Source organism: Brevibacillus sp. Leaf182 (genome assembly GCF_001423865.2).
In the GTDB taxonomy this organism is placed as follows: domain Bacteria; phylum Bacillota; class Bacilli; order Brevibacillales; family Brevibacillaceae; genus Brevibacillus; species Brevibacillus brevis_C.
The window spans coordinates 687,306-708,694 of record NZ_LMPN02000037.1 but is presented as its reverse complement, the minus strand read 5'-3'; the positions used below and the strand labels follow the sequence as shown (position 1 = coordinate 708,694).

At 48.1% G+C, this 21,389-nt stretch carries 19 protein-coding genes; all 19 read left to right on the top strand.

Annotation, left to right across the window (positions count from 1 at the left end; translation table 11 throughout):
• The first annotated feature begins 45 nt into the window (after positions 1-45).
• Complete coding sequence (gene tsf / locus ASG16_RS30210) at positions 46-933, top strand: translation elongation factor Ts (RefSeq protein ID WP_048033432.1); 888 nt, start codon at positions 46-48, stop codon at positions 931-933.
• Between the two features lie 159 nt (positions 934-1,092).
• A complete protein-coding gene (pyrH, locus tag ASG16_RS30205; RefSeq protein WP_007719254.1) occupies positions 1,093-1,815 on the top strand; it encodes a UMP kinase in 723 nt (240 codons plus the stop codon).
• A 2-nt stretch (positions 1,816-1,817) separates the two neighbouring features.
• On the top strand, positions 1,818-2,375 hold the full coding sequence (gene frr, locus ASG16_RS30200) for a ribosome recycling factor (protein ID WP_056488381.1): 558 nt from the start codon (positions 1,818-1,820) through the stop codon (positions 2,373-2,375).
• 66 nt (positions 2,376-2,441) lie between these two features.
• Positions 2,442-3,212 (top strand): undecaprenyl pyrophosphate synthase, encoded by a 771-nt coding sequence (gene uppS, locus ASG16_RS30195; RefSeq protein WP_048033430.1) that lies wholly within the window; start codon positions 2,442-2,444, stop codon positions 3,210-3,212.
• Between the two features lie 17 nt (positions 3,213-3,229).
• The gene (locus ASG16_RS30190) at positions 3,230-4,015 is read left to right on the top strand and encodes a phosphatidate cytidylyltransferase (protein WP_056488379.1); all 786 of its coding nucleotides are present in this window, start codon (positions 3,230-3,232) and stop codon (positions 4,013-4,015) included.
• Positions 4,016-4,055: 40 nt separating this feature from the next.
• Positions 4,056-5,204 (top strand): 1-deoxy-D-xylulose-5-phosphate reductoisomerase, encoded by a 1,149-nt coding sequence (locus tag ASG16_RS30185; RefSeq protein WP_056488533.1) that lies wholly within the window; start codon positions 4,056-4,058, stop codon positions 5,202-5,204.
• Positions 5,205-5,247: 43 nt separating this feature from the next.
• Complete coding sequence (gene rseP, locus ASG16_RS30180; RefSeq protein ID WP_056488376.1) at positions 5,248-6,513, top strand: RIP metalloprotease RseP; 1,266 nt, start codon at positions 5,248-5,250, stop codon at positions 6,511-6,513.
• A gap of 55 nt (positions 6,514-6,568) precedes the next feature.
• Positions 6,569-7,651 (top strand): flavodoxin-dependent (E)-4-hydroxy-3-methylbut-2-enyl-diphosphate synthase, encoded by a 1,083-nt coding sequence (gene ispG / locus ASG16_RS30175; protein ID WP_048033427.1) that lies wholly within the window; start codon positions 6,569-6,571, stop codon positions 7,649-7,651.
• A 43-nt stretch (positions 7,652-7,694) separates the two neighbouring features.
• Positions 7,695-9,440, top strand: a complete 1,746-nt coding sequence (locus tag ASG16_RS30170) for a proline--tRNA ligase (RefSeq protein WP_157966796.1) — start codon at positions 7,695-7,697, stop codon at positions 9,438-9,440.
• 116 nt (positions 9,441-9,556) lie between these two features.
• Entirely contained in the window at positions 9,557-13,861 is a 4,305-nt protein-coding gene (locus tag ASG16_RS30165; RefSeq protein WP_056488370.1) for a PolC-type DNA polymerase III, read from the top strand.
• Positions 13,862-14,028: 167 nt separating this feature from the next.
• Entirely contained in the window at positions 14,029-14,487 is a 459-nt protein-coding gene (gene rimP, locus ASG16_RS30160; RefSeq protein WP_056488367.1) for a ribosome maturation factor RimP, read from the top strand.
• Between the two features lie 52 nt (positions 14,488-14,539).
• Complete coding sequence (gene nusA, locus ASG16_RS30155; RefSeq protein WP_048033423.1) at positions 14,540-15,631, top strand: transcription termination factor NusA; 1,092 nt, start codon at positions 14,540-14,542, stop codon at positions 15,629-15,631.
• A gap of 2 nt (positions 15,632-15,633) precedes the next feature.
• On the top strand, positions 15,634-15,924 hold the full coding sequence (gene rnpM, locus ASG16_RS30150; RefSeq protein WP_048033422.1) for an RNase P modulator RnpM: 291 nt from the start codon (positions 15,634-15,636) through the stop codon (positions 15,922-15,924).
• Positions 15,921-16,220: a YlxQ family RNA-binding protein gene (locus tag ASG16_RS30145; protein ID WP_007719232.1), complete on the top strand. Its 300-nt coding sequence runs from the start codon at positions 15,921-15,923 to the stop codon at positions 16,218-16,220. Before rnpM ends, ASG16_RS30145 begins: the two co-directional genes overlap by 4 nt.
• A 21-nt stretch (positions 16,221-16,241) precedes the next feature.
• On the top strand, positions 16,242-18,809 hold the full coding sequence (gene infB, locus ASG16_RS30140; protein ID WP_056488364.1) for a translation initiation factor IF-2: 2,568 nt from the start codon (positions 16,242-16,244) through the stop codon (positions 18,807-18,809).
• A complete protein-coding gene (locus tag ASG16_RS30135; RefSeq protein ID WP_007719228.1) occupies positions 18,809-19,090 on the top strand; it encodes a DUF503 domain-containing protein in 282 nt (93 codons plus the stop codon). The genes infB and ASG16_RS30135 overlap by 1 nt, the downstream gene beginning before the upstream one ends.
• 27 nt (positions 19,091-19,117) lie before the next feature.
• A complete protein-coding gene (gene rbfA, locus ASG16_RS30130; RefSeq protein ID WP_007719226.1) occupies positions 19,118-19,483 on the top strand; it encodes a 30S ribosome-binding factor RbfA in 366 nt (121 codons plus the stop codon).
• Positions 19,473-20,468 carry a DHH family phosphoesterase gene (locus ASG16_RS30125; protein WP_056488361.1) on the top strand — a complete coding sequence of 332 codons (996 nt, stop codon included), beginning with the start codon at positions 19,473-19,475 and terminating at the stop codon, positions 20,466-20,468. The genes rbfA and ASG16_RS30125 overlap by 11 nt, the downstream gene beginning before the upstream one ends.
• Positions 20,461-21,387, top strand: coding sequence for a tRNA pseudouridine(55) synthase TruB (gene truB / locus ASG16_RS30120; protein WP_048033419.1), 927 nt, complete (start codon positions 20,461-20,463; stop codon positions 21,385-21,387). The genes ASG16_RS30125 and truB overlap by 8 nt, the downstream gene beginning before the upstream one ends.
• Positions 21,388-21,389: the final 2 nt, after the last annotated feature.

The window sequence follows — 21,389 nt, the reverse complement described above, 5'->3', positions numbered from 1 at the left end:
TTTCGATTATAATAGGATCGTAACTTTTCGAGGAGGTTTCACTCAATGGCAATTAGTGCACAAGCGGTTAAAGAACTGCGCGAGCGTACAGGCGCAGGTATGATGGATTGCAAACGCGCGCTGGAAGAAACAGCAGGCGACATGGAAAAAGCAATTGACTTGCTCCGTGAGCGCGGTGTAGCGAAAGCGGCGAAAAAATCCGGACGTATTGCAGCCGAAGGTTTGACTGCGACAGCAGTTGCTGGAAACGTAGCAGCAGTTGTAGAAGTAAACTGCGAAACTGACTTCGTTGGTAAAAACCCTGAGTTCCAAACACTTGTGAAAGACATCGCTGAGCACGTTGTATCCCAACGTCCTGCATCTGTTGAAGAAGCTCTGGAGCAACCTTTCAAAGGTGCTGGCGAGACTTTGGCTCATGTAATCAACGAGAAAATCGCGACTATCGGAGAAAACATCTCCTTCCGTCGTTTTGCACTCTCCGAGAAAACAGACAACGGCGTTTTCGGTGCTTACCTGCACATGGGTGGCCGTATCGGCGTTTTGGTTACTTTGGAAGGTACACAAGACGAAACACTGGCTCGCGACTTGGGCATGCACGCAGCAGCGTCTAACCCTCGTTTTGCTAACCGTGATGAAGTTTCCGCAGATGAGATCGAGCGCGAGCGTGAAGTTCTGAAAAACCAAGCGCTGGCTGAAGGCAAACCTGCTAACATCGTTGAGAAAATGGTAGAAGGCCGCCTCTCCAAATTCTTCGAAGAATACGTACTGGTTGAGCAACCATTCGTAAAAGATACTGACAAGAAAGTAGCTGTTCTGTTGAAAGAAGCAGGCGCTACCTTGAAAGAATTCGCTCGCTTCCAAGTAGGCGAAGGTATCGAGAAAAAACAAGAAGACTTCGCAGCTGAAGTAATGGCTCAAGTTAATAAGCAATAATAAAGGTTATAGGGAACACCTTCGTGTTCCCTATTTTCAAAGCGAGAGTTTCACTTTGTGTGAAACTCTCTGCATGTAAAGAGCAATGTGTACCTGTTCCCAATTAGAAGGAATGAAGACTGGGCACAGAGAATGATTCATGAATGGAGGCCGTTTCACATGCCACTTCCTGCCTATAAACGGGTTGTGTTAAAGTTGAGTGGGGAAGCTTTGGCGGGGGACTTAGGGTATGGTATTGACCCAAAGGTTATTTTCTCCGTCGCTAACCAGATCAAGGAAATCGTAGAATTGGGTGTACAAGTCGCAGTAGTCGTCGGAGGAGGTAACATCTGGCGCGGACTTTCCGGCAGCTCTAAAGGAATGGATCGGGCAACAGCCGATTACATGGGGATGCTGGCCACAATTATGAACTCACTCGCCTTGCAGGATGGGTTAGAAAAAGTGAACGTCCCGACTCGTGTTCAAACCTCGATTGAGATGAGACAGGTAGCAGAACCATACATACGCCGTCGTGCCATTCGTCATTTGGAAAAAATGCGCGTGGTCATCTTCGCTGCCGGTACTGGTAACCCATACTTTTCAACGGATACGACTGCAGCTCTGCGTGCAGCTGAGATTGAAGCTGAAGTAATCCTGATGGCGAAAAACAAGGTAGACGGTGTGTACTCTGCAGACCCAAGCCTTGACCCGAACGCCAAGAAGTACGACCAGTTGACATTCCTGGAAGTACTGAATAAAGGTTTAGGTGTCATGGATTCAACGGCGTCCAGCTTGTGTATGGATAACAGTATTCCGTTGATCGTCTTTAACATTTCTGAAGAAGGCAATATTCGTCGGGCAGTAATGGGCGACAAAATCGGTACTCTAGTGAAAGGGGAATAATTATGCCTCAAACTGTGCTAAAAGACATGGAAGATCGCATGAATAAAGCGATCAATGCTTTGAAAAGAGATCTGTCCAGCCTGCGTGCAGGTCGTGCGAACCCAGCGATGCTGGATCGTGTTACAGTAGACTACTACGGCACTCCAACGCCGATTAGCCAATTGGCAAACATCAGCGTACCAGAACCACGTATGCTGACTATCCAGCCTTGGGATAAAACGGCGCTTAAAGAAATTGACCGTGCGCTGCAACAATCGGATTTGGGAATTTCTCCATCCAACGATGGCGTAATTATCCGCCTGATCATTCCTCCACTCACAGAAGAGCGTCGTAAAGACCTCGTGAAGCTGGCAGGAAAAGGTGGAGAAGAGGCAAAGGTAGCGATTCGTAACATCCGTCGTGATGCAAACGATGAAATCAAAAAGCTTGAAAAAGCTGCTACCATTTCTGAGGACGATTCCCGTCGTCATCAAGAAACTATTCAAAAAACGACGGATAAATTCATCGCCGAAGTTGACAAGGTCGTTAAGGACAAAGAGAAAGACATTTTGGAAGTATAGGTAATGGTAATCCCCCTCGTTTGAGGGGGATGTACGTCTATATCTCTCATTACGGGGGAACACTTTATGTTAGAACATCTGGCGCGCAAATGGGGCCGCAAAGAAAAGCAATCGGAGCCAGCCGAGTTGGATCGTTCCGGTAAGATTCCGGAGCATGTGGCAATTATTATGGATGGTAACGGTCGTTGGGCCAATAAGCGCAGTTTACCCCGGGTTGCCGGGCACCGTGCAGGAATGAAAGCAGTAAAAGAAGTCGTCAAGGCTGCAGACGAGATCGGCGTGCGCTATATGACGATGTACGCGTTCTCTACCGAAAACTGGAAGCGACCACGCGATGAAGTGGATTTTCTCATGAAACTTCCGCAGGAATTTTTGTCGACAGAATTGGATGAATTAATAGAACGTGGTGTCCGCATACGCATGCTGGGCAGTAAAAACGAGCTGCCTTCTCATACGCTGAAAGCACTGCTGGAAGCAGAAGAGAAAACGAAGGACAATAGCGGTCTTCAATTGAATTTTGCCCTGAATTACGGCGGGCGAGATGAGCTTGCGAAAGCATTTTCAGTAATGGCAGCACAAGTAAAAGCAGGTGAGCTTCAACCAGAACAACTGACTGAAGAATTGATTTCGAGCTACCTGTATACAAGCGAAATTCCCGATCCAGACCTCTTGATTCGCACAAGTGGAGAGATTCGCTTGAGTAACTTTATGCTGTGGCAATTAGCATATACAGAATTATGGTTTACGGACGTGCTATGGCCTGATTTTACCCGTGAACATTTTTATCAGGCAATCGTGGAATACCAAGGCCGAGCTCGTCGCTACGGGGCGGTATAGCCGAGAGGTGGAATCAGTTGAAGCAACGTATAATAACAGGCCTGATAGGTGGGGCTGCTTTTCTATTATTGATGTATGCTGGTGGAGTTTGGTACTCACTATTGGTGTTTTTACTGGCTGTCATTGGCTATTATGAATTTATGAGAATGGCTGGTATTCAGTCATTTTATTTGGCAGGATTGCTCGGATATGTATTGATGTTAAGCATTTTGTGGCCGTCTCTATTATTTTCGGATTGGCTCAGTATCAGCATGCCGGATCTGATGCTGCCCGTCATCCTGCTCTTGTTGATTTACTCCGTTTTGCGGAAAAATCAGTTTCACATTGAACACGTCGCCCTTACGTTGGTGGGGGCGTTATACATAGGCTACGGTTTTACTTATATGGCCGCTACCCGAAACCTACCTGAAGGATTCATGCTTACGGTCATGGTCATTATGGGAATCTGGTCGACAGATTCGGGTGCCTATTTTGTCGGAAAAGCAATAGGTAAGCGTAAGCTGTGGCCGGAAATAAGTCCAAACAAGACGGTGGAAGGGGCTTTAGGAGGTCTCGCCGCTTCTGTCTTGATTGTTCTTTCCATCAATGCAAGCTTTGGACATTTTGCGATTGATCAGGCATTGACCATCGCACTTGTTGCGGGGATCGTCGGGCAATTGGGTGATTTGGTTGAGTCGGCATTCAAGAGACATTTCCATGTAAAAGATTCAGGACAGCTCATTCCGGGTCACGGAGGCGTTTTGGATCGCTTTGATAGTTTTTTGCTCGTCTTTCCGGTTCTACATCTATTAGGTATTGTCTAAAACCTTTTGCATATAGAAAGAGATATAGAGGGTGAAATCCGTGAAAAAAATAGCGCTCTTAGGTTCAACGGGGTCAGTTGGAACGAGCACGCTTGAAGTCGTAGACCAGCATCCTGAGGATTTTTCGGTGGTGGCTATGGCTGCTGGAACAAACGTCGATCTATTGACACGCCAGGTGGAAAAATTCAAGCCCGAGCTCGTTTCTGTGGGAAATGAGAAGGCTGCCGTTGAACTGCGAGATAGATTGGCGGGTAAGTCTCAGCCAGAAATCGTTTACGGAGCAGAAGGCTTGGAACTGGTTTCCCGTCATGAAGCTGCCAATTTCGTTATGACCGCTGTTGTCGGCAGTGTAGGGGTCGCACCTACACTCGCTGCAATTGAGGCGGGAAAAACAATTGGACTGGCCAACAAAGAGACACTGGTGAGCGCTGGCCCTGTTGTTATGAAACGAGCGAAAGAAAAAGGCGTATCGATTATTCCAGTAGACAGCGAGCATTCAGCTGTCTACCAATGTCTGCAAGGTGAGCGCAGGGAAGATGTGGCGCGAGTCATTTTGACCGCTTCAGGCGGTTCCTTCCGTCACCTCTCTCGTGAGGATTTACAGCAAGTGACAGTAGAGCAGGCATTGGCTCATCCGAATTGGAGCATGGGTGCAAAGATTACGATCGATTCTGCTACTATGATGAACAAAGGTTTTGAAGTGATCGAGGCTCATTGGCTGTTCAATTTACCTTATGAGCAAATCGAATGCGTATTGCATTATGAAAGTATCATACACTCTATGGTAGAATACAAAGACAGAGCGGTTATGGCCCAACTCGGTACGCCGGATATGAAGGTTCCGATTCAGTACGCCATGAGCTATCCCATCAGAAAAGAACTGCCTACCGAACCACTCGATTTGGTCAAGATCGCCACGCTTCATTTTGCAGCCATGGATTATGAGCGTTATCCACTGTTAAAATTAGCGTATGAGTGCGGCATGGCAGGAGGTACGCATACTGCGGTACTGAATGCAGCCAATGAAGTCGCAGTTGATAGGTTCTTGAAGGGAGAGATCCGTTTTTTGGACATTGAAAAGGTCGTCCGAAAAACATGCGAAGCTCACCCCGGTGTAGCGAGTCCAGGGCTTGCAGATATTTTTGCAGCTGATGAGTGGGCACGCTCTTATGCGCTCGTCTCCAGCTAAGGAATATGAGTGTTAGATACTTGACAGAAAGGTGGCTGTTCACTTGCCTTTGCCCAACCTGGATTCCGTTGAATCAATTCTCGCGATTGTAGTTGTATTTGGGGTACTTGTCTTTGTGCACGAACTAGGACACTTCCTTCTGGCCAAGAAGGCAGGGATCTTATGTCGTGAATTTGCACTGGGAATGGGGCCAAAAATTTTTCGCGTGAAGCGGGGAGAAACGGAATACACCTTACGCCTGTTACCCATCGGCGGTCTCGTTCGCATGGCGGGGGAAGACCCGGAGATGGATATGTTGAAACCGCACATGGAAGTAAGCGTGGAGCGGGATGCGTTAGGAAAGGTCACACATATTTTGCTCGATGGGCCAAGTTCTGGTTCCGCTCGTGCGATCACCGGTACAGTCGTACAATTTGATCTGGAGCAAAATTTAAATATCGTGCTTGAAGTGGATGGAGAGCAGAAGACATTTGCTGTACATCCACAGGCTCAGCTGGTCAAGGATGGAGAAGAAGTACAGATTGCCCCTCTGAACAGACAGTTCAAAGGCAAGACAGTTTCACAACGTTTTTGGGCGATTTTTGCAGGACCTGCAGCCAACTTTTTGCTGGCGTTTGTTTTGTTTATCGTGATCGGCTTCTTGTACGGTGTACCGAATGGCAGCTATCTGGGAAATGTAATCCCGGGAGGACCTGCTGCTCAAGCCGGATTATTGTCAGGTGATAAGGTGATCGCGATTCAGGGTCAGCCTGTATCCTCGTGGAAAGACGTTGTCGAGAAGATTAGCAAAGCGCCGGACCAACAGTTAACATTTGAGTACGAGCGCAATGGACAGCGTATGACTGTGCCAGTTAAAGTAGGAAAAGACGAAAACAACGTGGGCAAAATTATGGTAACCAATGCAACCACGTTTGCCCCAGGGGAAGTTCTGAAATCGGGTGCAGCCAACACTTACGATTTTACGGTGATGATCCTGAAAAGCTTGGGAATGCTCGTAACTGGGGAATACGGATTGAAGGACTTGAGTGGTCCAGTCGGTATTTTCAAGATGACTGGAGAGGTTGCGCAACAAGGTATGGCGATTCTGTTGAAATGGGCTGCTGTATTGAGCATTAACCTTGGATTGTTCAATCTGTTGCCGCTGCCAGCTTTGGATGGCGGACGTCTCGCATTCTTGGGAGTAGAGGCGCTGCGTGGTCGACCTGTTGACCCGCATAAAGAAGGAATGGTTCATTTCTTGGGCTTTGCCTTTTTGATGTTGCTGATTTTGGTAGTGACGTGGAATGATCTGCAACGATTGTTCTCCTAATCACGTACTAACACGATAGAAAGAAAAACAGACATACCTAAAAGGATGGTGCAAAATGTTCAAGCGCGAGGAGACGAAACCGGTTTTTGTAGGTGGAGTGCAAATCGGGGGCCAAAAAAGCGTAGTCATCCAATCGATGACGACAGCAGACACACGTGATGTAGAAAAAACTCTGGCCGAGATTCAGAGACTGCACGATGTCGGTTGCCAAATTGTTCGCTTGGCCGTCATCAATGAGGATGCAGCCCGTGCCATCAAAAAAATTAAAGAACGCTCCCCATTGCCGCTCGTTGCCGATATTCATTTCGACCACAAGCTGGCATTGATTGCGCTGGAGAGCGGAATTGATAAAATTCGGATTAACCCAGGAAACATCGGTTCGAAAGAAAAAACGCAACGCGTAGTGGAAGCGTGCCGTGAGCGCAATGTTCCAATCCGTATCGGGGTCAACTCCGGTTCAGTAGAGAGAAGACTTTTGGAAAAATACGGGTACCCTTCTCCGGAAGCAATCGTAGAAAGTGCAATCGACCATGTGCAAATTCTGGAAGACTTGAATTACGACAACATCGTCATTTCCTTGAAGTCTTCCGATGTTCCAACGATGATCCAAACCTATTCGTTGATGGCACAGAAACGTAACTATCCGTTGCACGTCGGTGTAACAGAAGCAGGTACACAGTTCTCTGGCAGTATTAAGTCTTCCGTTGGAATCGGAACGGTATTGTCGATGGGAATCGGTGACACCATCCGTGTATCCCTGACGGCTGATCCTGTTGAAGAAATTAAAGTAGCAAAACAAATCCTTCGCAGCTTGGATATCGTGAACAACGATCCAGTAGTCATTGCATGCCCATCTTGCGGTCGATGCGCTATTGACCTGATCGGCTTGGCAACAAAAGTCGAGGATGCTATTTCCACGCTGAAAGTACCGTTAAAAGTAGCGGTAATGGGATGCGCGGTAAATGGCCCTGGTGAAGCTCGTGAAGCAGATGTAGGCGTTGCCGGCGGAAATGGCGAGGGCTTGATTTTCCGTAATGGTGAAATTGTTCGGAAAGTAAAAGAAACTGAGTTGTTTGAAGAGCTGATGAAAGAAATTAACGAAATGGTAAACGAGCAAAAACCTACAACTGTAGGATAATGCACGTTGATTGCTGATAAGGCATAAGGAGGACACGCACGTGTTGAAGCAAAGTCAAATGTTGATCCCTACCCTGCGGGAAGTGCCATCCGACGCGGAGATTGCCAGCCACAAGCTGCTGCTCCGCGCAGGAATGGCCCGCCAACTGGCTTCCGGTATTTATACGTACCTGCCCCTGGCGCTCCGTTCCCTGCACAAAATCCAAGCGATTGTGCGTGAAGAAATGAACAATGCTGGGGGACAAGAGCTGTTGATGCCAGCGATGCAACCAGCTGAGCTCTGGCATCAAACGGGCCGCTGGGATGTATACGGTCCCGAGCTCGTTCGCCTGCGTGATCGTCATGATCGTCCTTTTGCCTTGGGTCCAACCCACGAAGAAGTCATTACGAGTCTCGTGCGTGATGAGATTAACTCTTACAAAAAACTGCCGATCAACCTTTATCAAATCCAAACCAAGTTCCGTGATGAAGTGCGTCCCCGCTTCGGTTTGATTCGTTGCCGCGAGTTTATTATGAAGGATGCTTACTCTTTCGATACGTCACAGGAAGGGCTGGATCGCAACTTCCAGGCTATGTATGATGCGTACACGAACATCTTTACCCGTGTAGGCTTGAATTTCCGTGCAGTAGAAGCTGATGCAGGTGCAATCGGCGGAAAAGGCACTTACGAATTCATGGCGTTGTGCGACATTGGGGAAGACACGATTGCTTATTCTGAAGAAGGCGATTATGCGGCCAACTTGGAAAAGGCAGAAGTCGTGTACAAGCCATCGGCGAAGCCAGCAACAGAAGCGCCAGCTCGCGAAAAATTGCATACGCCTGGCACCAAAACGATCGACCAATTGGTACAAGCACTGCAAATCGAAGCAAAGCAAATCATCAAGAGCCTCATTTATCGCGTAGACGACAAGCTGGTTATGGTGCTGGTGCGCGGTGATCATGAGATCAATGAAGTGAAGCTGAAGAACTTGTACGATGCGACGATCGTAGGACTGGCTTCTGAAGCGGATATCGTTTCGGTAACAGGAGCGCCTGCGGGATTTGTTGGCCCAGTTGGCATTGATCCTGAAAAAGTGGAAATCATCGCAGACAATTTTGTTCAAGATGTTTATGATGGTGTCGTCGGTGCCAATGAAACAGACTATCATCTGACTCACGTAGTTGCTGGTCGTGATTTCACCGTTTCCAAGTACGCTGACTTGCGTAACATTACAGAAGGTGACGAGTGCCCTCGTACAGGTGGTGTTATCAAGTTTGCACGTGGTGTAGAAGTCGGTCACGTATTCAAGCTGGGTACGAAATACTCCACAGCGATGGGTGCTACGTACCTGGATGAGAACGGTCGCAGTCAACCAATGATCATGGGTTGCTACGGAATCGGTGTATCTCGTACGATTGCGGCAGTGATTGAGCAGAACAATGATGAAAATGGTATCATTTGGCCAGTATCTGTTGCACCTTTCCATGTGCATGTGATTCCGGTCAATGTTAAAGTAGAAGAGCAACGTCAAGCTAGTGAACAAATTACAGAAGCATTGCGCAAGGCTGGCGTAGAAGTTTTGTTTGACGATCGTCCTGAGCGTGCTGGTGTGAAGTTTAAAGACGCGGATTTGATTGGATTGCCTCTGCGTATTACGGTTTCTGATAAAGCCGCACAAGAAGGAACCGTGGAAGTGCGTATCCGCAAAAACGGTGAAGCACATGATGTGAAGCTTGATCAATTGGTCGATGAAGTGAAAGGCTTCTTATCTCGTGTTGACCAAACTGGAGCTGCTTTGTTCGGTAACTAGTTGCATGCAGGAATAAGAAGGATTTTGTCGAATTTTTACGGGGTACTCCCCTAGATTAATGGGGAGTGCCTCTTTTTCTTGTTTGAACGCTCACTTATAGGGAAGGTGGGAAAACCGTGGACCGTTTACAAGAGCAAAAACATCGCTTCTCCCTATTGGTCAAGCAAATGGAAGTTCCTGACGAATGGGTGGAGCGATTTTTTCTTGATGCTCAGATTGAAAAGCTAGAGCTGTATAAACAAAACAAAGAATGGGTTTTTCACTTTGCCCTCCCGAGAATGATACCTGCGGATGTTTATGCAGCTTTTACCAAGCGATTGACGCATACATTTTCACATCTAGCGAAAGTAGAAACCCGATTTCGCTATCTGCAAAAGCCGTCACTCGATCACGTAGTCGAAGAGTATTGGGATGTATTACTAGCGGGGCTGGAGCCAACTCTGAACTCCCTGGCAGTGACGATGCGTCAGGCGCGTAAGCAAGTCGACCAACAGGAAGTCAAGGTGTACTTGCCAACGGAGATGTCCGTTGAGGTTGCCAAGCGTAAGCGAGCGGATAATGAGCTATTGGCTGCTTTCCAGAAGGCTACCGATTGCTCGATGCGTTTTACTTTCCATGGGGAAGAAAGCGATGACGCATATAAGGCCTTTGAGGAGCAACGTAAAGAGGAAGAGCGTGCTCTCGTCGAAGTTGTGATGACGGCTGTTGCGCAAGATAGCAAATCGTCTGATAAAGCTGAGGCTGTCACTACGCTCATGATGGGCTATGAAATCAAAGATGCGCCGATCCCGATTTGCGAGATTCAAGATGAGGAACGCCGTATCGTCATTCAAGGAACCGTATTTAACGTTGAAGTAAAAGAGCTTCGCAGTGGACGCCATTTGCTCACTTTTAACGTTTCAGACTATACGGATTCTCTCACGGTGAAGATGTTCTCCCGCGATAAAGAAGATGTGAAAATGCTTGAATTGCTAAAAGACGGCATGTGGGTGAAAGTACGGGGAAGTGTACAGCATGACACGTTTGTACGCGATCTTGTGATGAATGCCAATGATTTAAACCAGATTGAGCAGGTCATTCGCAAGGATCATGCGGAAGAGAAACGTGTTGAGCTCCACTGCCATACGCCGATGAGTGCGCTGGATGCCGTTGCATCCGTAAAATCCCTGGTTTCGACAGCAGCAAAGTGGGGTCATAAAGCAATTGCTGTCACTGACCATGGTGTCGTGCAGGCTTTTCCAGAGGCGTATTCCATCGCCAAAAAGAACAACATCAAATGCATTCTCGGTATGGAAGCATACGTAGTCGAGGATGGTATCGATATCGTTTATAACCTGCAAGCAGACAATAATCTTGCCATTGATGAAAATACCGAATACGTCGTATTTGATACGGAGACGACGGGGTTAAATGCCTCAGAACATACCATCATCGAGATCGCTGCTGTCAAAATGAAAGGCTCAGAAATTGTCGACCAATGGACGGAGCTGATTGACCCGCAATTGGAAATTGGGCCAAAGACAACCGAGATTACGGGGATTACCAACGAAATGCTCCGCGGGCAAGAGACACTCGATGTGGTGCTCCGCAAATTCAAGGATTTTACTGGTGACGCCATCCTGGTTGCGCATAATGCTGAGTTTGACAAAGCGTTTATTAACGCCTGTGCCAAAAGGATTGGCATGGAGCCATGGAGCAATCCATTTTTAGATACGTTGCCGTTGGCTCGTTTGATGTACAAAGGAATGCGCAATTATCGTTTGGGATCATTAGCGAAAAAGTTCAACGTCGAGCTCATCAATGCTCACCGTGCGTTGGACGATACTGTGGCCTTGGCTCACGTGTTCCAGCAAATGTTGAAGGACATAAAAGAAGCGGAAATCAAATCGCTTGCTGAGCTGAATGAAAAAAGCAACGAAGAGGCGGATTACAAGAGTGGACGTCCATTCCATGCGACGATTCTCGTGCAAAATAAAGAAGGCCTTAAAAACCTGTACAAGCTCGTGAGTCGTTCCCATGTGGAAACTTTCTTCCGTTGGCCCCGAATTCAGCGAAGCCAACTGACCAAATACCGCGAAGGCTTGCTAATTGGTACGGCGTGCAAAGACGGAGAACTCATGCAATCGATTCTCCGTGGTAAGTCACCAGAAGAGTTGAAGGAAGTTGCTGCTTTTTACGACTTTTTGGAATTACAGCCGATCGCTCATTACTCACCACTGTTGCGTAATGAAGAAATTCCTTCGTTGGAGACGATGAAAGGCTACCATGAAAAGATTGTTCAAATGGGAAAAGAGCTCGGCAAGCTGGTCGTTGCCACAGGGGATGTGCATTTCCTGAATCCCCAGGATGAAATCTTCCGCGATGTTTTCTTATTGTCAAAAGGAGATCCAACCGCAGGCAACCAGCCGCCGCTTTACTTTCATACAACGGAAGAGATGCTAGAGGCGTTTTCCTTTTTGGGGGAAGAGACCGCAAAAGAAATTGTCGTAACAAATACGAATGCCATTGCGGATATGATTGAGGATATTAGTCCGATTCCAGACAAGCTGTACACGCCGATCATTGAAGGGGCAGACGATGAGCTTCGTCAAATGTGCTACGACAAAGCAAGGTCGTTATATGGTGACCCATTGCCCGAACTGGTCGAGCATCGCTTGGAAAAAGAATTGACCAGTATCATCAAGCACGGCTTCGGTGTGATTTATTTGATTTCGCAGCGTTTGGTAACGAAATCGTTGAATGATGGTTACCTGGTAGGTTCACGTGGGTCTGTAGGCTCGTCATTTGTTGCGACGATGTCTGAGATTACTGAGGTAAACCCATTGCCTCCTCACTATCGTTGCCCAAATTGCAAGCACAGCGAGTTTATTACAGATGGTTCAATAGCCTCTGGGTTTGACTTGGAGGATAAAGCCTGTACAGAATGTGGGACCATGTATGCCAAGGACGGCCAGGATATCCCGTTCGAGACGTTCCTCGGCTTTAAAGGAGACAAAGTACCGGATATTGACTTGAACTTCTCCGGTGATTATCAGCCCCGTGCACACAAGTACACACAAGAGCTTTTCGGAGCGGATTACGTATATCGTGCAGGAACGATTGGTACCGTTGCGGAAAAAACAGCTTATGGCTACGTGCGAAAGTATGCCGATGAGCGTGGCATGACGTTGCGCAATGCAGAGATATCCAGGATCGTCAACGGCTGTACAGGTGTAAAAAGGACGACAGGACAGCATCCGGGCGGTATTATCGTAGTTCCTGACTACATGGAAATTGAAGATTTTTGTCCGATTCAGTTCCCGGCTGATGATAATGAGTCAGAATGGCGCACAACCCATTTCGACTTCCACTCCATTCATGACAACTTGCTAAAACTCGATATTCTTGGACACGATGATCCGACTGTCATTCGCATGCTGCAAGACTTGACGGGAATGGACCCGAAGACGATTCCACTGGATGATAAAAAGACGATGTCCATCTTCAGTACAACGGAAGCCTTGGGAGTTACACCGGAGCAAATCGGTACGAATATGGGGACACTTGGCATTCCTGAGTTCGGAACCAAATTCGTACGTCAGATGCTAGAAGACACGAAACCGACTACGTTTGCCGAGCTTGTTCAGATTTCTGGACTCTCTCATGGTACGGACGTTTGGTTGAACAACGCACAAGACTTGATCAGAAACGGTACCTGCAAGTTGCCAGACGTAATTGGTTGTCGTGACGATATCATGGTGTATTTGATCTATAAAGGGCTAGAGCCTTCACGCGCCTTTAAGATCATGGAGTCTGTGCGTAAGGGGAAAGGGGTTCCTGAGGACGATCAGGAAGAAATGCGCAATAACAATGTGCCAGAATGGTATATTCAGTCGTGCCAGCGGATCAAGTACATGTTCCCGAAGGCGCACGCGACTGCTTACGTCATGATGGCCGTGCGGATTGCCTATTTCAAGGTTCATCGCCCATTGGAGTTTTACGCAACGTATTTCACTGTTCGCGCAGATGACTTTGACATTCCGCTGATGGTCAAAGGCTCAGCAGCGATTAAGCAAAAGATTGAAGAAATCGAAGGCAAGGGACACGATGCACAGCCTAAAGAAAAGGCATTACTGACTGTTTTGGAGATGGCGCTGGAGATGGTAGAGCGTGGCTTCCGTTTTGTCAACGTTGATTTGTACAAGTCGGACGCTACCCGCTTCTTGATCGAAGGTGATTCCCTCATCGCTCCGTTCAACGCCCTGCCTGGTTTAGGGACGAACGCAGCGATCAGTATCGTGCAAGCGAGAGAGCAAGGGGAGTTTTTGTCCAAGGAGGACCTCCTATCCCGATCCCGCATCTCCAAGACCATTTTGGAGTTCTTGGACGAGCAAGGTGCTTTGAAGGGATTGCCAGAATCCAACCAGCTATCCTTGTTCTAAGGCGTCCAGACAAGGCTCACAATCATCCAAAGGTTGTCAGCAGAGGGCTGTTATGCTATAATTTTTTTGGAAATACTGGTTTTATACGCATGGCTGATCGAGAGTGGGGAAACCCACTCTTTCTTTCTGGCTACACCTCATGGTTCAAATGAGAAGGAGGTACTTGCTTGAGCAAGGTAACAGGCATCGTCACTGAACTCGTCACGCCCATTGTGGAAGGATTGGGCCTGGAGCTAGTTGACATCGAGTACAAAAAGGAAGGCAGCAACTGGTTTCTGCGCGTGTTTATCGACAATGAAACTGGCAACATCGACATTGATGACTGCCGCCTTGTCAGCGAGAAGCTGAGCGAAAAACTAGACGAAGTAGATCCCATCCCTACGGCATACTTTTTAGAAGTATCTTCGCCGGGTGCTGAGCGCCCATTACGCAAGGATAAGGATTTCACGAAAGCTGTCGGCAGAAATGTGCATATCACAACAAAAGAGCCAATAGAAGGTGCAACCACGTTCGAAGGCGAACTGGTATCCTATGAGGATGGCAAGCTGACAGTAAAAGAAGCAAAGAAAACGTATGTAATTTCCCAAGAGCAAATTGACACGGCTAGAATGGCAATTATTTTTTAGTTGTCGCGGCCTGTGTAGCCTGTGGTAAGTAAAGGAGGAGGCAACGAAAGTCATGAACGGCGATTTTATCGAGGCTTTAGAAGCCATTGAGAGAGAGAAAGGCATCACCAAAGACGTACTGATTGAGGCCATCGAAGCGGCTCTTATCTCTGGATACAAACGTAACTTCAACTCGGCCCAAAATGTGCGGGTGGATGTAAATCGTCATTCAGGTATGGTGCGTGTGTTTGCGCGGAAGAACGTAGTGGAAGAGGTATTGGATCCGCGCCTAGAGATCTCTCAAGAAGCAGCACAAGAAATCGATCCTAACTTCCGTCTGGAGGACATCGTCGAAATCGAGGTAACGCCTCGTGATTTCGGTCGTATTGCTGCTCAGACAGCGAAGCAAGTGGTTACGCAGCGCATTCGCGAAGCGGAGCGCGGTTTGATCTACAGCGAGTTTATTGAGCGTGAAGACGATATCGTAACTGGCGTCGTTCAGCGTATGGACGCTCGCAATTATTACATTGATCTGGGTAAGGCGGAAGCCGTTATGCCGATCACCGAAAAAATGCCATCCGAAGATTTTAAATCACAAGATCGTGTGAAGGCATACATCATCAAAGTAGAGAAAACCACTAAAGGACCGCAAATCGTCGTTTCCCGTACTCACCCGGGGCTTTTGAAGCGCCTCTTCGAATTAGAAGTGCCAGAAATATATGACGGTGTGGTTGAAATCAAATCTGTTGCGCGTGAAGCGGGTGATCGCTCGAAGATCGCTGTGCATTCCATCAACGCAGATGTTGATCCAGTAGGGGCTTGTGTCGGTCCAAAGGGCATGCGCGTCCAAACGATCGTTACAGAGCTGAAAGGCGAAAAGATCGACATTGTTCGTTGGTCTGAAGATCCTGCGGAGTATGTAGCCAATGCACTCAGCCCTGCAAAAGTGCTGCATGTAGAGGTTAACGTAGCGGAGAAGGTTACACGTGTGATCGTTCCTGATTATCAATTGTCTCTGGCGATTGGTAAGCGCGGTCAAAACGCACGCCTGGCAGCCAAGCTGACGGGCTGGAAGATCGATATCAAGAGCGAGTCCCAAGCCGACCAAGAAGGCATCGCTTATCCAAAAGAAGTAGAGAGCGATGAAGGGACGGACAACGAATAATCATGAAGCAAAAAAAGATCCCGTTGCGTAAGTGCATTGTTTGCCAAGGAATGTTTCCGAAAAAGGAATTAATCCGCGTTGTCCGGACGCCAGAAGAAGAGATCGTCATTGATCTTACTGGAAGGGCGGCGGGACGCGGTACCTATGTGTGTCGGCAGGAAAGCTGTCTGAAGCCGGATGCGTTCGCATCGGGAAAATGGAAAAAAGTGCTGGAACGTGCCCTCAATATGTCCATCTCCCAAGAAAAGTATGATGCTTTCCGTGAGAAATGGTTGGAGATGATGGGAAAATGATCCCAAAAGCAGCACAACTACTCGGATTGGCGATGCGAGCGAGAAAGATCGTTACCGGGGAGGAACTGGTCATTACCGCTATTCGTAATGGGCAGGCCCGTCTGGTATTACTCGCATCAGATGCATCAGACAATACCGCCAAGAAAGTAAAGGATAAATGTTCCTATTACGGTGTCTCATGTGTAACCACTGGCGACCGACATTCATTGGGACACGCAATCGGAAAAGATGGGCGCGTTACCGTGGCGGTAACCGATGGGAAATTGGCCGAAAGCATTCAGCGTCTGCTCACCTAACTTAGAAAGGGTGAAGTATATTTGAAGACACGTGTGTATGAGTATGCCAAACAGCACAACATGAGCAGTAAGGAAATCCTCAATTTGCTAAAACGATTGAATATAGAAGTAGCAAATCATATGAGTATCATGGAAGAAGGGACGATCAAAAGGATCGAGGATCACATGGCCAAATTGCGTTCTGGTGCCAAACCAGAAACGCGCAGTACACCTAGTGATGCAAGACCCAAACAAACGGACGATCAACGACGCCCCAACGACTCCAGAGGACAACAGATCAAACCCCAGCAGCAAGCGGGGCAAGTTCAACCGGTTAGAAATGAAAGACCAAACAGCGATCGCGGACCAAAGAACACAAGCACAAATCGTCCAGGAAATAGCAGTGCTAGTGGCAATCCCGATCAGCATAGTCCTCAGCATGGAAAAAATCAGGGGAAGAATCAGGAGAGAAAACCAAACAATATGAGAAGTCAACCTGCAAAGCCGTCTGACCGTAAGCCGCAGAATCAACAACGACCACAAAACCAACAGCGTCCTCAAAATCAGCAACGACCACAAAACCAGCAACGACCACAAAACCAGCAGCGTCCTGCACAGCAGAACCAAACGGAAGGTCGTACAGGGGAAGATTTTGAAGATAAAGTGAACCTTCCATCCAACGTTGGTATGGAAAAGCGTGAGAAAATCAAAAAAGCCCCTCCAACCCAAAAGACTTTCGAAGATAACAAGAAGAGTCAACCATTCCGCGGTGGGAACAACCGTAACAACCAAAACAACCGCCGTGGAGGAAACAACCATCGTGGTGGAGGACAAAAGCCGCAACGCCCTGTTCTTGAACCACCTACAAAGATTACGTTTACAGAGTCTTTGACTGTAAATGAGCTGGCAGTGAAACTGCGCAAGGAACCGGCTGAAGTCATCAAAAAGCTGTTCGGTTTGGGCATCATGGCGACGATCAACCAGTACCTCGACCGTGAAGCTATCGAACTCATTTGCGCGGACTACAACGTAGAAGTCGAAGAAAAAATCATCATCGATGAAACGAACTTCGAAACGCTGGAAGAAGTAGATGCACCAGAAAGCCTGTTGGAGCGCCCGCCAGTTGTTACCATCATGGGTCACGTTGACCACGGGAAAACAACTTTGCTGGATGCGATTCGCTCTACAAACGTAGTAGCGGGAGAAGCAGGCGGAATTACACAGCATATCGGTGCGTACCAAGTTGAGATCAAAGGAAAGAAAATTACATTCCTCGATACACCTGGTCACGCGGCGTTCACAACTATGCGTGCACGTGGTGCGCAAATCACGGATATTACCATTCTGGTTGTTGCAGCAGATGACGGTGTCATGCCGCAAACGATTGAGGCGATCAGCCATGCAAAAGCGGCAAACGTTCCAATCATCGTAGCTGTTAACAAGGTTGACAAACCAGAAGCAAATATTGACCGTATTAAGCAAGAGCTGACCGAGTATGAACTGGTTGCCGAAGAGTGGGGCGGCGATACGATCTTCTCCCCATTGTCTGCGAAACAGCGTACAGGTATCGAAGAACTGCTTGAGTACATCTTGCTCGTATCCGAAGTACAAGAACTGAAAGCAAACCCAGACAAGCGCGCTCGCGGTACTGTTGTAGAAGCTGAGCTTGACAAGGGACGCGGTCCAGTTGCAACCATTCTGGTTCAACAAGGTACCCTACGCGTTGGTGACCCAATTGTAGTAGGTTCCGCTTTCGGACGTGTACGTGCAATGGTGAACGACAAAGGACGCCGTCTGAAAGAAGCTGGTCCATCTACGCCAGTTGAAATCACTGGTCTGAATGATGTACCACAAGCAGGTGACCAGTTCCGTGTCTTTGAAGACGAGAAAAAGGCGCGCGCAATCGGGGAAGCACGTGCATCCAAGCAGCGTGAATCCGAGCGTCGTGAGAGCTCCCGCGTTTCTTTGGATGACTTGTTCCAGCACATCCAAGAAGGCGACATCAAAGAGCTGAACCTGATCGTAAAAGGTGACGTACAAGGTTCTGTAGAAGCTCTGCGTGGTGCTTTGGAGAAAATTGAAGTCAACGGTACACGTGTCAAAATCATTCATACAGGTGCTGGCGCAATTACAGAGTCCGATGTTACGTTAGCAAATGCATCGAATGCGATTATCATTGGCTTCAACGTGCGTCCTGAACCGAATGCACGCAGCATGGCTGAACAAGAGAAGATCGACATTCGCCTGCACCGTGTCATTTACACTGTAATCGAAGAGATCGAGTCTGCTCTCAAAGGGATGCTTGATCCAGTCTTCAAAGAAAATATTATCGGCCAGGCTGAAATTCGTGAAGTGTTCAAAGTATCCAAAGTCGGAAACATTGCAGGTTGCTATGTGACTGAAGGTAAATTGAGCCGCGATGCTGGTGCGCGTTTGATCCGTGAAGGCATTGTGATTTATGAAGGTAAGCTCGATACCCTCAAGCGCTTCAAAGATGATGCGAAAGACGTTGCAGCAGGCTATGAGTGTGGTCTCACTTTGGAACGCTTCAATGACCTCAAAATCGGCGACGTAATCGAAGCATTCGTCATGGTTGAAGTGAAACAATAATGATAGCCGGTGTGCAGATTGAACTGTTTCTGCCGGCTAGCCAAAACCTGAAAGAAAAACGAGCCATCGTCAAAAGTCTGATCGGCAAGCTGCGGAGCCGATTTAACGTCTCCGCGGCAGAGGTGGCTTATCTCGAGCAATGGCAGCGTACCGTGTTGGGTATCGCTGCCGTTGCTAATGAGATATCTTTTTTACAACAAGAAATGCAGACTGTCGTTCGATTTGTAGAGAACCATCCAGATGTAGAGTTGATTCGTGTGGATACGGAATACTACGATTAATGAACAGTCAGCGGAGGTGAAAAATCGATGAATAAAACACGGATTAGCCGCGTAGGCGAAGAAATCAAAAAAGAGCTGAGCCTCGTATTGCAGCGTGGACTTAAAGATCCTCGTGTCGGTTTTGTAACAGTAACGGATGTAGAGGTAAGCAGTGACCTGCAATTGGCGAAGGTTTTTGTCAGCATTTTTGGCAGTGAGGAAGAACGTAAAGCTTCTCTTGCTGGTTTGACAAAAGCGAAAGGTTATTTGCGTACGGAGATCGGGAAACGCGTAAAGCTGCGTCACATTCCTGATTTTGTATTCAAGCTGGACGAGTCCATTGACTACGGCAGCAAAATTGAATCAATCCTGCGTGAAATCTCCACAGAGGGAGAGAAACAGGATGAATCCTAATCAAATGGCAGTACAGGAAGCGGCGCGGTTTATGCAGGAGCACGACCGCTTCCTGGTTCTCTCTCATGTAAGTCCTGACGGAGATGCTACAGGATCTGCTTTGGGAGTCGTGCTCATGCTAGAGCAATTGGGAAAAGAGTATGTGGTTGTAAACGAAGGGGAAACACCGATCAAGTTTAACTTCTTGCCCCGGTTTGACCGTCTTTATAACCTGCGCAAACAACCACTGAACGAGACGTTCGGGGCCGTAATCGCTGTAGACTGCGCGGATGAGTCGCGGATGGGCGATGTACGGTCTTTATTTGCTTCTGGCGCTGCTTTGCTGAATATCGATCACCATCCGACCAACGATCATTTTGGAACGGTAAATCTGGTCCGTCCGGATGCAGCCGCAACAGCAGAGATTTTGTTTGATGTTGCTGAAGCAACTGGGGTTTCTTTCAATGATGAGCTTGCGCTGTGCATCTATACTGGTCTTCTGACGGATACAGGTGGTTTCCGCTATTCGAACACATCACCGCGCGTCATGGAAATCGCTGCTCGATTGCTCGGATACGGTGTGAAGCCAGGAGACGTAGCAGAGCGCTGCCTGGAGGAAATTACTTTTGCCCATGTGAAAGTTTTGCGACGTGCGCTCCAAACCTTGCAACTGTCCCATCAAAATTTGGTTGCTTCCATCACTGTTTCAGCCGCAGATTTTGCAGAAGTGGGTGCCGAGCGAGAAGATGCTGGTGGATTGGTGAATTACTGCCGCAACATTGAGGGAGTCGAGGTCGGCGTTTCTTTTGTGGAAGCGGAACCAGGAGTGGTCAAGGTGAGCATGCGTGCTCGCGATCGGGTTGACGTAGCTGTCATTGCGAAGCAGCTCGGTGGCGGTGGACACGCAAAAGCAGCAGGATGCACGATCAAAGGAGCACTTTCAGAAGTACAGCAAAAAGTATGGACTGTGCTGGACGATGCAGTAGGAGTGAAATTCGATGAGTAACGTGAACGGCGTGCTGGTTATCGACAAGCCAGCTGGTATGACTTCTCATGATTGTGTAGCACGTATTCGTCGATTGTATGGAACGAAAAAAGTGGGGCATACGGGTACACTCGATCCAGATGTGACGGGAGTACTCCCCATTTGTGTGGGACACGCAACGAGGCTAGTCGAATATTTGCAAGAGCTGCCTAAGCGCTATGATGTAGTCATGCGCCTCGGCTCTACGACCACGACGGAAGATGCTTCTGGAGAAGTGGTGGAGCAAGCTGGAGTAGATGCAGCATCGATTACGACGGAGCGTATTCAAGCGCTGTTCGAATCCTTTCTGGGTGAAATGGAGCAGGTACCTCCGATGTTCTCTGCGGTAAAGGTAAACGGCAAGCGGCTGTATGACCTTGCTCGTGAAGGTACGGTAATCGAGCGGCAGGCACGGAAAGTGACGCTGTATGAGCTGACACTTCATAAGATTAGCGTGGATGGGGACACTGTCGATGTTGCATTCACGTGTACGTGCTCGAAAGGCACATACATGCGCACCTTATGTGTTGACCTCGGACGCGCTCTGGGTTATCCTGCCCATATGAAGCTGTTGCGGCGAATAAAAAGCGGCCCGTTCCAGGAGCAAGAGGCAATCCCCCTCCAGCAAATTGAGGAACAGGCAGCAAACGGGGAAGACATTTCCCGCTACTTGGTCTCCATCCCTCAAGCAATCTCGTTCTTACCATCGTTTCAGGTCAAGCCTGAACGGATCAAAGCAGTACGTAATGGACTTGCGACTGCACTTCCGGGCGTCACTGCGGAGGAAGGTAGTTTGATTTGCTTGTTTGCGGGGGAAGAATTACTTGGCATCCATCGCGTATGCCGTGGAGACAAAGGACTTTTCGCCAAACCAGAAAAAGTCTTTCCAGCCGAGGTGTAATC

Coding starts and splice junctions, on each gene's coding strand:
- pyrH (WP_007719254.1), top strand. CDS start 1,093: ATGCCACTTCCTGCCTATAAACGGGTTGTGTTAAAGTTGAGTGGGGAA.
- tsf (WP_048033432.1), top strand. CDS start 46: ATGGCAATTAGTGCACAAGCGGTTAAAGAACTGCGCGAGCGTACAGGC.
- truB (WP_048033419.1), top strand. CDS start 20,461: ATGAGTAACGTGAACGGCGTGCTGGTTATCGACAAGCCAGCTGGTATG.
- nusA (WP_048033423.1), top strand. CDS start 14,540: ATGAACGGCGATTTTATCGAGGCTTTAGAAGCCATTGAGAGAGAGAAA.
- uppS (WP_048033430.1), top strand. CDS start 2,442: ATGTTAGAACATCTGGCGCGCAAATGGGGCCGCAAAGAAAAGCAATCG.
- ASG16_RS30125 (WP_056488361.1), top strand. CDS start 19,473: ATGAATCCTAATCAAATGGCAGTACAGGAAGCGGCGCGGTTTATGCAG.
- frr (WP_056488381.1), top strand. CDS start 1,818: ATGCCTCAAACTGTGCTAAAAGACATGGAAGATCGCATGAATAAAGCG.
- rbfA (WP_007719226.1), top strand. CDS start 19,118: ATGAATAAAACACGGATTAGCCGCGTAGGCGAAGAAATCAAAAAAGAG.
- ASG16_RS30135 (WP_007719228.1), top strand. CDS start 18,809: ATGATAGCCGGTGTGCAGATTGAACTGTTTCTGCCGGCTAGCCAAAAC.
- ASG16_RS30145 (WP_007719232.1), top strand. CDS start 15,921: ATGATCCCAAAAGCAGCACAACTACTCGGATTGGCGATGCGAGCGAGA.
- ispG (WP_048033427.1), top strand. CDS start 6,569: ATGTTCAAGCGCGAGGAGACGAAACCGGTTTTTGTAGGTGGAGTGCAA.
- rnpM (WP_048033422.1), top strand. CDS start 15,634: ATGAAGCAAAAAAAGATCCCGTTGCGTAAGTGCATTGTTTGCCAAGGA.